Here is an 11,545-nt window from a genome sequence, read left to right as displayed (position 1 = left end):
CATGAGTCTTAAGCAATATATTGAAAAAATTGAACCTCAGTTCATGCCGGGTGGCAAACACGAGAAATGGTTTGCGCTTTACGAAGCCACGGCTACTTTCTTGTACTCTCCTGGTTTAGTGACGAAGAAAAACACCCACGTACGTGATGCGATTGATTTAAAGCGCATCATGATTTTTGTTTGGGTTGCCTTAATGCCTGCCATGTTCTTTGGTATGTACAATGCGGGTATTCAAGCAAACGACGCAATTATCGCTGGTTACGCAGTACCTAACGATTGGCATGGTGCTTTGATAGCGATGCTAGGTGTTCCTACAGGGGCTGACGCTGGCTGGATATCGTCAATGATTTACGGCGCGATTTTCTTCCTGCCTATTTACCTAACAGCATTTGCTGTGGGTGGATTTTGGGAAGTATTGTTCGCCTCGGTTCGTGGCCATGAAGTTAACGAAGGTTTCTTTGTTACTTCTATCTTATTTGCGCTCACTCTGCCCGCCACTATGCCTTTATGGCAAGTTGCACTAGGTATTACCTTTGGTGTGGTTGTCGCGAAAGAAGTCTTTGGCGGAACCGGTAAAAACTTCTTAAACCCAGCGCTAGCTGGCCGAGCATTTTTATTCTTTGCTTATCCAACGGCTATCTCAGGTGATGCGGTATGGACAGCGGTAGACGGTTACTCTGGTGCTACAGCGCTAAGTGTAGTGGCCGCAGAAGGCATGCAAGGTCTAGTCGCTCAAGGTATTACTTGGAGCGATGCATTCTTTGGATTCATCCAAGGATCTAGCGGTGAAACCTCAACTTTCTTGCTAGCGCTAGGCGGTTTGTTCCTTATCTTTACCCGTATCGCTTCTTGGCGCATTGTTGCTGGTGTAATGGTAGGCATGGTCGCAACCAGCTTACTGTTGAACGCAGTAGGTTCAGATAGCAACATGATGTTCCAACTGCCGCCTCATTGGCACCTTGTATTAGGTGGCTTTGCGCTAGGTATGTTCTTTATGGCTACTGACCCAGTATCTGCGTCATTTACCAATAAAGGTAAGTGGTGGTACGGCGGTTTAATTGGTTTGATGGTGGTGTTAATTCGTGTAGTTAACCCAGCATTCCCAGAAGGCATGATGTTGGCCATTTTGTTTGCTAATTTGTTTGCGCCAATTTTTGACTACTTTGTAGTTCAAGCCAATATCAAACGGAGGCTTGCTCGCGATGGCCAGTAATGATTCCTTAGCCAAAACCATACAGGTTGTTGTTGGCGTAAGTTTAGTGTGTTCAATTGTGGTATCACTCGCAGCCGTTGGCTTGCGTGGCATGCAACAGCAGAATGCAGTTGAAGATAAACAAAAGAACATTTTAGCGGTGTCTGGCATTGAGCTAGCAGGGCGCAAGGTGGCGGATGTTTATGCTGAGGCGATTGAACCTCGTGTGATTGATTTGGCCACCGGTGAGTTTGTTGCCGAAGACCAAGTTAACCCGCAAACCTTTGAACAGCGTAAATCTGCAAAAGATCCTGAAACCAGTATTCGCTTATCAGGTGATGAAGATATTGCCGGCATTGTACGTCGCTCTAATCTAGCCAGTGTTTACTTGGTTAAAAATGACCAAGGCGATATTTCACGGGTTATCTTGCCAGTTCATGGCCGCGGCCTTTGGTCAACCATGTACGCATTTTTGGCGATTCAACCAGATGGTAATACCGTTGATGCGATTGTTTACTACGACCAAGGTGAAACTCCTGGTCTAGGTGGAGAAGTTGCTAACCCATTGTGGCAGGCTAAGTTTGTTGGTAAGAAACTGTTCGATGACAATGGCGATACCGCAATCTCTGTTATCAAAGGTATTGCTCCTGCAGATTCACCTTCTGAGGTAGACGGTTTATCGGGTGCGACCTTAACCAGTAATGGCGTAGATAACACCTTCAAGTTTTGGTTAAGTGATAAAGGCTTCGGTAAGTTCCTTGCCAAGTTGCAACAGGGAGACCTAAACAATGGCTGATGCTAAGGAAACCAAAAAGGTTCTATTTGGACCGGTTTTTGCGAATAACCCTATTGCCTTACAGGTACTGGGTGTATGTTCTGCGCTAGCGGTAACCAGTAAGTTAGAAACTGCATTTGTAATGACCCTTGCAGTAATTGTTGTTACGGCATTCTCTAACTTGTTTATTTCTATGATTCGTAACCACATTCCTAGCAGTGTGCGAATCATCGTTCAAATGGCAATTATTGCTTCACTAGTGATTGTGGTAGACCAAGTGTTAAAAGCTGTGGTGTACGACATTTCTAAGCAGCTCTCGGTATTTGTTGGTTTGATTATTACCAACTGTATTGTAATGGGCCGCGCAGAAGCCTTCGCGATGAAAGAGCCACCGTTCAAATCGTTTTTAGACGGTATCGGTAACGGCTTGGGCTACGGTGCAATTTTAATGTCGGTAGGTGCAGTTCGTGAACTATTTGGTTCTGGCTCTCTATTTGGTATCGAGATTATGCCGCTGATTAACAATGGCGGTTGGTATCAACCAAACGGTCTATTGTTATTGCCAGCCTCTGCATTCTTCATCATAGGCTTGTTGATTTGGGCATTGCGTACCGCATACCCAGCGCAAGTAGAGCCGAAGGAGTAATCGAGTGGAACATTATATTAGTCTCTTAGTTCGCTCTATTTTCATTGAAAATATGGCTTTAGCTTTCTTGCTAGGTATGTGTACCTTCCTAGCGGTTTCTAAGAAAGTTAAAACTGCATTCGGCTTAGGTGTTGCGGTAATTGTGGTGTTAGGTATTTCAGTACCTGTTAACCAACTTATTTACTTCAACTTACTGGCTCCAGGCGCATTAGACTGGGCGGGTTTACCTAACGCTGATTTAAGCTTTTTAGGTTTCATTACCTTTATTGGTGTTATTGCAGCCTTAGTTCAAATACTAGAAATGGTATTAGACAAATACTTCCCTGCCTTGTATCAAGCCTTGGGTATCTTCCTACCGTTGATTACCGTTAACTGTGCCATCTTTGGTGGTGTATCGTTCATGGTGCAACGTGAGTACAACCTTGGTGAGTCTTTGGTTTACGGTGTAGGTAGTGGTATTGGTTGGATGTTAGCCATTGTGGCACTAGCCGGTATTCGTGAAAAAATGAAGTATTCAGACGTGCCAGACGGCTTACGTGGTTTAGGTATTACCTTTATCACTGTGGGTTTAATGGCGATGGCGTTTATGTCGTTCTCTGGCGTTCAGCTGTAAGACGGCCAATAACTACAAGGAAAATTAGTCGATGGAAATTATTCTCGGCGTAACCATGTTTACCTTGCTCGTCTTGGCTTTAGTAACAATCATTTTGTTTGCTAAGTCTAAGCTGGTAAGTTCTGGTGACATTCAAATTTTAATTAATGATGATCCCGCTAAGGCGATTACTACCCAAGCCGGTAGCAAGTTGCTGGGCGTACTAGGTAATTCGGGTATCTTCGTTTCTTCTGCATGTGGTGGCGGTGGCTCTTGTGGTCAGTGTCATGTGCACATTCACGAAGGTGGCGGCGATATTCTTCCTACTGAATTAGATCATATCAGCAAGCGCGACGCAGCCACTGGCCTACGTTTAGCTTGTCAGGTAAATGTTAAGCAAGACATGAAGATCTCTTTACCTGAAGAAATCTTTGGTGTGAAAAAATGGGATTGTGAAGTTATCTCTAACGATAACAAAGCAACCTTTATTAAAGAGCTTAAGTTACAAATTCCTGATGGCGAATCAGTACCGTTTCGTGCAGGTGGTTATATTCAAATTGAAGCGCCTGCTCACCATGTTAAATTCTCTGATTTTGACGTGGAAGAACAATACCGTGGCGACTGGGAACACTTTGGCTTCTTTAACCTAGAGTCAAAAGTAGACGATGAAACCATTCGTGCTTATTCAATGGCTAACTACCCTGAAGAAGCTGGCATCATTATGTTGAATGTGCGTATTGCTACGCCTCCGCCAAATAACATGAGCCTACCTTGCGGTAAGATGTCTTCGTACATCTTTAACCTTAAAGCAGGTGATAAGGTCACTATTTCTGGTCCATTTGGTGAGTTCTTCGCTAAAGAAACTGAATCAGAAATGGTATTCATTGGTGGTGGTGCTGGTATGGCGCCAATGCGTTCACATATCTTCGACCAACTTAAGCGTTTAAGCTCGAAGCGTAAAATTAGCTTCTGGTATGGCGCACGCTCACGCCGAGAAATTTTCTATGAAGAAGATTTTGATATGCTGGCGCGCGAAAATGAAAACTTTGAGTGGCACGTTGCCTTATCAGATCCACAGCCTGGTGATGATTGGGACGGCAAAACAGGATTCATTCATAACGTATTGTTTGAAAACTACCTACGTGACCATGATGCACCAGAAGACTGTGAATATTACATGTGTGGTCCTCCAGTAATGAATGCAGCTGTTATTAACATGCTTAAAGATTTAGGTGTGGAAGACGAAAACATTCTACTTGATGATTTTGGTGGCTAAACAGTGAGTTTAGTGAAGCATTATTGGCTAGTCCTAGTAGGACTAGCCTTTTTTATTAGCGGCTGTAGTGAGCAAAACAGTTTGTATACTCTGCAAATTGAAGGGCGCACTATGGGTACCTATTACCAAATAAAATTGGCCGAGCCTAAAGCAAACTTGCCAAATGGTGAGGCATTACAAACCAAGATTGACACCGTGCTGCAGCAAGTAAATCAAGAGATGTCTACGTACATATCTGATTCGGAGTTATCGCGGTTTAATCAACATAGCGCGAATAATGCAATCAGCATTTCTGACAATCTAGCATTGGTTATTGAGGCCTCATTACAGCTCTCAGAAGACTCTAAGGGCGCGTTTGATATTACTGTGGGCCCATTAGTTAACTTGTGGGGTTTTGGTCCTGAGGGACGCCCAGAGCAACGACCTACTGAACAAGAGTTAGCGCTAACTAAAGCAAAAATTGGTTATCAGCATCTAAGCTTAAGCAGTGGTAAATTGTCTAAAGACTTGCCAGAGCTATATGTTGATTTATCAGCCATAGCAAAAGGCCACGGCGTTGATCGTGTGGCTGATTTGTTAGAAGCTGAAGGGTTGAATAACTACATGGTTGATATTGGTGGAGAGCTGCGTCTAAAAGGTCATAACGATAAAAATCATGGTTGGCGTATAGCGGTTGAAAAACCCTTAGCTGAACAGCGAGCGGTGCAGAAAATTATTGAGCCGGGTGACAACGGTTTGGCAACCTCTGGGGATTATCGAAATTATTTCGAACAAGACGGGGTCAGATACTCACATACTATTAATCCCAATACCGGAATGCCTATCGCAAACCATATTGTATCGGTGAGTGTAATTACGCCAACCAGCATGATGGCCGATGCTTACGCGACGGCCTTCACAGTAATGGGGGTAGATGCTGCGATGAGTTTTGCAGAAAATCATCAGCTAGCGGTGTATATTATCGAGAAGCAAGGAGACGAGTTTGCAGAGCACATTAGCTCGGCGTTTGTCCCGTTTGTCGTCCAATAACATTAAGGAGTCGTAATGGCTTATTTTTTAGTGACGTTTGTTTTTTTCATAGTGGTGATTTCTGCTATGGCTGTGGGCTACATTTTTCAGAAGAAAACCATTAGCGGAAGCTGTGGGGGGATTGCTTCTTTAGGCATTGAAAAAGTCTGTGATTGCCCAGAACCCTGTGACAAGCGCAAAGCTAAAATGGCCTTAGTTGAGCAAAAGAAACAAGCTCGCCAAGCGATGTTAGACGAACACCGTATTATCTAATTGTTAAGCGCCTTAGGGCGCTTTTTTTGATATATCTAAATCTATAATCCTCCTCTTACTAAACGTACTCCATAGTCATCATCCTTTTTGTCTAGGCCCACCTGGCCATTGATAAAGTTAATAAACCAAGCCTTGCTAGCGTTATAGCTATCGGGGGTAGCTGTCCAAAAAGGCATCGAAATGCCTTGTTCAGAAGAAAAGAAAGTCTCATTAATTGCAGGGCTATAACAGTTATATTCTATTAGGTAGCTAAGCTCTTTTATATTGGGTAAGCGCCAATCGTTGTATCCAGCGAGTGTAGAGTTAGGGCCCTCCTCAACCGCTTGATTCCAACTTTTAGTTTGTGCTGCGCCGTTGCAGGTGCTGCCGTCCCAAGTTCTACCTAAGGTGCAGCGCGCCCACATTAGATTAGTGTCTAGGTCTGAAACGGTTTGATCGTTGTTGTCGACAAATCGGCTATCTGGTGCAGTTAATGGTGATGATGCCAAGCAAACGCTAGCACCGTGAGCGGGTAGAGGCGTTAGCAAATAAGCAGTAAAAATTGCTAAGCATCCAAGACAATAATTTCTTGATAATTGCGTATCGGTATTCAATTTAAGGAAGGTCATGAACCAGCCTCACAGGTAATGGGGTAGATTTAAGCTCAAATGGGGGGGAATCAACAGTTAAGTTAAAATTAACTTTCCATGCGCCAATGTTCGCGTTGGACAGTGTGGTTGATGTCCAATGCCAATCGTTATTCGTGTTTGGGAAGTAGTTATTTTCTATGGCAAAATTAGTTTTACTATAGTCAACTAAGGATTGTAGCTCTGGATATTCAGGCACTCGCCAGTTAGTGAAACCACACAGATTTAAGGCATTTACGTTATTAACATAATTTTCAGTATCACATGTACCTAGGCAGCTACCTGCATCAGAGGTACCTCTATCGCCGCCATTTCGGGTATTGTCATTATCTAACCAGCTATAGGTATGGTTAGTGTCTTGTAAGCCATTGTTGTTGGTTTTTACTTCCCATACTAGCTCAGTCACGGTATCTAATACGCAGGACCAAGAGCTTGCATCTGCGCTTAGAACCAGCCCCTGCTTATCTAATTTAATAAAGCTAAAACCGAGTGTTCCATCATCATTATTCGAAGCGTTAATATCTCTACCAGCATGACCGTCCTGATTTTGAGGTACCGAGTCGCCATCGGCATCAGTTGTCAGATTACAATCAATCGAATTCTGATGAGATTCACTGGCGCCGAAAGCATAATCTGAACAAGTAGTAATCCCAGTATCGTTAATTGGCGCTAAGTTAGTATTACTTGGCGTTAGCGCAATGCTTACTTCGTTCGTCGCGGTTTTACCACCTTCATCACTTACAGTGAGGGCCATAACTACCGCTATCGCACTGGTGACATTTGGAGCGGTAAATTGAGCTTGTTCAAGGCTACTATCTACAAAAACAATGTTGGTACCACTATTATCGGTTTGTTGCCATAGGTACTGTAAGTTTACGGTTTCAGTATCACTCGATCCGCTGCCGTCTAATACAACTAACTCTGCTTCCCTCACTTGAATGGGAGCAACAATGCTAGCAGTCGGGGGGAAGTTATTAGCAATGGTAATCGTTACGTTGTCACTTACGCTAATCCCTTCGTTGTCAGTTACAGTTACTTCAAGTTGTACAGCGCTATCACCGCTCACTTCAGGCGCTATAAAGCTGGCATTTTCTGTATTAGCATCTAGCAGGCTAACTGTTAGTCCTGCGATTTGTTGCCAATGATAACTGGTAATACTGCCATCGTTATCACTAGCTGTGGCATTTAACGTTACAGTGTTTTGTTCATCTACAGTTTGGTCCTGGCCGGCTGAAACACTTGGGGCGTTATTTACCGGGTTTACGGTTATTTGTGTCAGTCCAATTTGGCTCACACCTTCGTTATCGGTAACTAGTACTTGAAAAACCAAATTTTCTGAGGCCACTATAGTGGGGGAGGTAAAGCTAGCGATAGCGGTGTTCGCGTTGCCCAAGCTTACAGTGGTACCACTAAGTTGTGTCCACGTATAGCTAGCTATATAGCCATCTGCATCGCTAGCGTTCACAGTTAACATCACGCTAGCTTGTTCATTTACATTTTGTTCTGCACCAGTAGTCACTATTGGCCCAGTGTTTATTGGGTTTACGTTAACTGAGAGTGTATCGGCAGAACTTTCGCCGTTATTATCGGTAACGGTTATTTGAAACACTAAGGTTTCAGGTAATAAGAGGGTTGGAGAGGTGAAACTGGCTATCGCGCTATTGGCGTTGCTCAGGGTCACCTCGGTGCCACTAAGTTGCGTCCAGACATAGTTAGCAATAGGGCCATTGCTGTCGCTGGCGCTAGCGATAACGACTACGGTGCTTTGTTCATTAACAGTTTGGTTACTTCCCGCCTCTACGCTTGGAGGGAAATTAAGGTTGTTAAATCCCTGCTCAATTTGTTCTTTGAGTTGCGTATTATTGGGCTGACTGAGGTAATCTACGACGAGTGAAAGCCATGTTTGAAGGTTTTCGCCTTGGTTTCCTATTGTTGCGCGAATGCTCTCTAGATCAACATTAGTGTTGTCGGCATTTAAGAATGGGTCAGGGCTTATATTACCGATTAAAGCTTCAATATCACTGACCCACTGTTCATGTTGACTAAGGTCTTGTAAATCGTTTCTAGCTGCATAGCTAAGGATTAAGCTAGATATGGGGGTGACGTTACATTGGCTGCGGGTATCAAATGTACATGCGCCATTCATTAAACCTAAAAAACTTTGGTTATTTAACATGCCACCGCTAACGTCAAGCCTAAAGTTACTGCTACTGTTGTCTAATAAAAACTGAAAATTACCGTTGTCATCAGTGTGAGTTTGCGCCAATGGCAAGCCACTTTGCCAGTCCTTAAGCGTTACCACTGCTTGCGCCAGCGGCTCATCAATAACGCGCCCTTTTAAGGCCGGAAAAGCATTGAGTTGAATAATACTGTTGGTGCTAGCTTGTTCCGAGTCTGTGGCGCTTAGCTCGAATTGATAGGTCTGCACAGTGCTTAAAGTAGGAATTTGGATACTCAGTTGTAGCTGAGTCGGGTCTGAAATAGTTAATGGAGTTTGATTGTCTAGAAGTATTTGGCGCCACTGAATATCAAGAGTGTGATTGTCGGCATCGGTGACTAAAGGATTGATGAGAACACTCTGCTGCTCCGCTACCGCCATCTCGCTGGCTAACTCAATGGTAGGCGCTTGATTAATGTTAAGTACCGTTACGACAAGGCTATCGGAGTATTGCTTGCCTGCTTGGCTGCGGGCTGTAAAGGCAAAAGTCAGCACTTGCTTTGCGTTAACTGATGGAGCATTAAAGCGCAGTATCGAGGCTTGAGTATTGTCTAATTCAACGTCAATCCCCGACAGCTGATGCCACGCCATCTCCGATAGCTGGTTAAAATCATCTTGTACTTCAGCGGTAACCAGTACTGGCAGATTTTCGTTAACCTGAAAATCTGGGCCTGCACTAACAAGTATCCTATTCGTTTGGGAAACATTTGTAGAGTCATCATGATTACAAGCGCTTAATACCAAGCAAGCCAAAAGCATTATTAAACAGCTAAATACTTTTTCTCTTATCATTAATTCCCCTTTAAATAGCAAGTCTTTATCAGGCTATAATCACTTAATAAAGCATAGGCTTGATTAAGTATTCTGCTAAGCAAAGGGGGCTATTAATGATTAGGTCAATCCCCTTTAGCAATCCCTTCTCGTCTTGGATCCGCTGCGCCTACTAGCTTGTCTGGGTAAATTCTTATGCCTTGTAAACCCGAAGTCATGTCTTTTATTTTGGTTTTGTATCCCAAATCTTCAAGGGCTTGCTGTTGCAAGGCTGCACTGGTATTTGCTTCGAGATCATAAGTACCGAAACGGTTATTTAAATGGGGCTGTTCAATAGCTTGTTGTAAGCTCATGCCCCAGCTTAAATGGCCTATTAAGGTTTTTGCTACGTAGCCAATTATGCTGCTGCCGCCAGGAGAACCTATGGCAATAATTGGCTGCTGGTTTTCCATTACAATTGTAGGCGCCATTGATGAGCGAGGGCGTTTGCCTGGTTCAACGCGATTGGCGACCATTTGCCCGTCTTTTTCGCCAACAAAAGAGAAGTCAGTAAGCTGATTATTCAACAAAAAGCCATTTACCATTATTCGTGATCCAAATGCATTCTCAACGCTACTGGTCATCGACAGCACATTGCCTTGGGCATCAACAATACTAATGTGGGTGGTAGAAGGTAGTTCTATGCTGTGATCCTTAGCACGGGCAGTAGTGGTTGCTACTTGGCCGGGGCTAACACTTTTAAGGGCTTTTTCGCGCTTAAGGAGATCAGCGCGAGACTTAATATAATCGCTGCTGAGTAAGCCTTTAAGGGGGACATCTACAAAGTCTCCATCGGCTAAATATTTGCCGCGGTCAGCAAAGGCGAGGCGAGAGGCATCTCCCAATATTCGCCAGCTATGGATATTGTTTGGTCCCCACTTATCTAAAGGGTAGTGGGCAGCAATACCTAATATTTGCCCAACAGTGCTAGCACCGGAGCTTGGTGGCCCCATACCACACACCGAATATTGGTGATAAGGAGCGCATAGGGCGGGGCGCTCTTTCACCTCATAAGCGCTTAAATCGGCCAGGCTTAAACGGCCATTCTTATCATTGAGTTGAGTCACCGCAGCAATCATTGCCTCGGCAGTTGTACCTTGATAAAAGCCAGCGGCACCTTGTTTAGCGACCAGTGTTAAAGTCTTAGCGTAATCAGGATTTTTCAGTAAGTGGCCTTCTGGAAGGGGAGTGGCTGAGTCATCAAAAAAGTAGCGGCGGCTTTCCGAAAAACGGCCAAGGCGTAGCTGGTCACCTGCAATAAGTTTGGCTAAACGCGGGCTAACGCGAAAGCCTTCATTGGCTAGGCCGATAGCGGGTTGAAACAGATCTCCCCAAGTGGTTTTTCCATAGCGCTTATGTAATGTTTCGAACAGCGCTACCACGCCTGGGGTACCCACCGAACGGCCTCCTACCACAGCATCATAAAACTGTAAGGGCTTGCCTGAATCATCTAAAAACAATGAAGAATCCGCAGCTAAGGGGGCGGTTTCACGGGCGTCAAAGCTAGTAAGTTGGCTTTTTTCTGCATCAAAGTACACCACAAATGCGCCACCTCCTATACCAGATGACTGCGGTTCAACTAAACCCAATACGCTTTGCACCGCTATCATTGCGTCAACCGCATTGCCGCCTGCTTTTAGCACTTCGTAACCGGCTTCAACCGCTAAGGGATTCGCAGCAGACACCATAAACTTAGTGGCAACGACTTGTTTTTTGTGGGCAATGTCACTGGCTTGTTCTGGGGCAACGCTATCGGCGGTTTGGCTTTGGGCAAGGCTGTTAGCGCTAATCACTAATGCCACGCTTAGTAGGCTACGAGCAAACATGTTGGCTTCCTTTCTATTAGGTTTATCTAGCCAGTGTAGCAGCTGAAAAACTTCTCGCCATATCTCGCTTATCTTATTGATAATTTGTGATTTTTACTGGTTATTTGATGATTTTAAAAGAAAGGTGATGGGTATTTGAGACAGGCTTGAGTGGCGCTATTAGCCACTTGTGGAATATCCCTTGGTATTGCTGTCGGGCATTGGCGACAGTCATGGTCGGGTGAACTGCTGATTTATCGGTTAACTATTTGTTTTAAATGGGTTTTTAAAAGTTGGCTTAGGCTTTGCTAATACCCTAGTGCT

General features: G+C 44.3%; 10 protein-coding genes. 7 read left to right on the top strand and 3 right to left on the bottom strand.

Translation table 11 applies throughout. The annotated features are described in order from the left end of the window. Position 1 precedes the first annotated feature (1 nt). The 7 genes from Q4549_RS03880 to nqrM are packed head-to-tail and all read left to right on the top strand — an operon-like array spanning position 2 to position 5,762. Positions 2 to 1,213 carry an NADH:ubiquinone reductase (Na(+)-transporting) subunit B gene (locus Q4549_RS03880; RefSeq protein WP_137672099.1) on the top strand — a complete coding sequence of 404 codons (1,212 nt, stop codon included), beginning with the start codon at positions 2 to 4 and terminating at the stop codon, positions 1,211 to 1,213. Further along, positions 1,203 to 1,988, top strand: coding sequence for a Na(+)-translocating NADH-quinone reductase subunit C (locus Q4549_RS03875; RefSeq protein ID WP_137672098.1), 786 nt, complete (start codon positions 1,203 to 1,205; stop codon positions 1,986 to 1,988). Before Q4549_RS03880 ends, Q4549_RS03875 begins: the two co-directional genes overlap by 11 nt. Then, positions 1,981 to 2,613 (top strand): NADH:ubiquinone reductase (Na(+)-transporting) subunit D, encoded by a 633-nt coding sequence (locus Q4549_RS03870; RefSeq protein ID WP_137672097.1) that lies wholly within the window; start codon positions 1,981 to 1,983, stop codon positions 2,611 to 2,613. The genes Q4549_RS03875 and Q4549_RS03870 overlap by 8 nt, the downstream gene beginning before the upstream one ends. A gap of 4 nt (positions 2,614 to 2,617) precedes the next feature. After that, positions 2,618 to 3,226 carry an NADH:ubiquinone reductase (Na(+)-transporting) subunit E gene (gene nqrE / locus Q4549_RS03865; RefSeq protein WP_137672096.1) on the top strand — a complete coding sequence of 203 codons (609 nt, stop codon included), beginning with the start codon at positions 2,618 to 2,620 and terminating at the stop codon, positions 3,224 to 3,226. 31 nt (positions 3,227 to 3,257) lie between these two features. Next, positions 3,258 to 4,481, top strand: a complete 1,224-nt coding sequence (gene nqrF / locus Q4549_RS03860; protein WP_137672095.1) for an NADH:ubiquinone reductase (Na(+)-transporting) subunit F — start codon at positions 3,258 to 3,260, stop codon at positions 4,479 to 4,481. 3 nt (positions 4,482 to 4,484) lie between these two features. Next, entirely contained in the window at positions 4,485 to 5,510 is a 1,026-nt protein-coding gene (locus Q4549_RS03855; protein WP_303549268.1) for an FAD:protein FMN transferase, read from the top strand. Positions 5,511 to 5,525: 15 nt separating this feature from the next. Beyond that, positions 5,526 to 5,762, top strand: a complete 237-nt coding sequence (gene nqrM, locus Q4549_RS03850; RefSeq protein WP_303509704.1) for a (Na+)-NQR maturation NqrM — start codon at positions 5,526 to 5,528, stop codon at positions 5,760 to 5,762. Between the two features lie 41 nt (positions 5,763 to 5,803). Here the strand turns inward: nqrM and Q4549_RS03845 are convergent, their stop codons facing one another. The 3 genes from Q4549_RS03845 to ggt form a co-directional block, all read right to left on the bottom strand. Beyond that, positions 5,804 to 6,370: a DUF1566 domain-containing protein gene (locus Q4549_RS03845; RefSeq protein WP_303549271.1), complete on the bottom strand. Its 567-nt coding sequence runs from the start codon at positions 6,368 to 6,370 to the stop codon at positions 5,804 to 5,806. Continuing rightward, positions 6,357 to 9,398, bottom strand: a complete 3,042-nt coding sequence (locus tag Q4549_RS03840; protein ID WP_303549274.1) for a DUF1566 domain-containing protein — start codon at positions 9,396 to 9,398, stop codon at positions 6,357 to 6,359. The genes Q4549_RS03845 and Q4549_RS03840 overlap by 14 nt, the downstream gene beginning before the upstream one ends. Before the next feature lie 104 nt (positions 9,399 to 9,502). After that, positions 9,503 to 11,242 (bottom strand): gamma-glutamyltransferase, encoded by a 1,740-nt coding sequence (gene ggt, locus Q4549_RS03835; RefSeq protein WP_303549277.1) that lies wholly within the window; start codon positions 11,240 to 11,242, stop codon positions 9,503 to 9,505. Between the last annotated feature and the right edge of the window lie 303 nt (positions 11,243 to 11,545).

The sequence above is a fragment of the Agarivorans sp. 2_MG-2023 genome (assembly GCF_030548085.1).
Classification (GTDB): Bacteria; Pseudomonadota; Gammaproteobacteria; order Enterobacterales; family Celerinatantimonadaceae; genus Agarivorans.
This window is presented reverse-complemented; position numbering and strand designations above follow the sequence as displayed.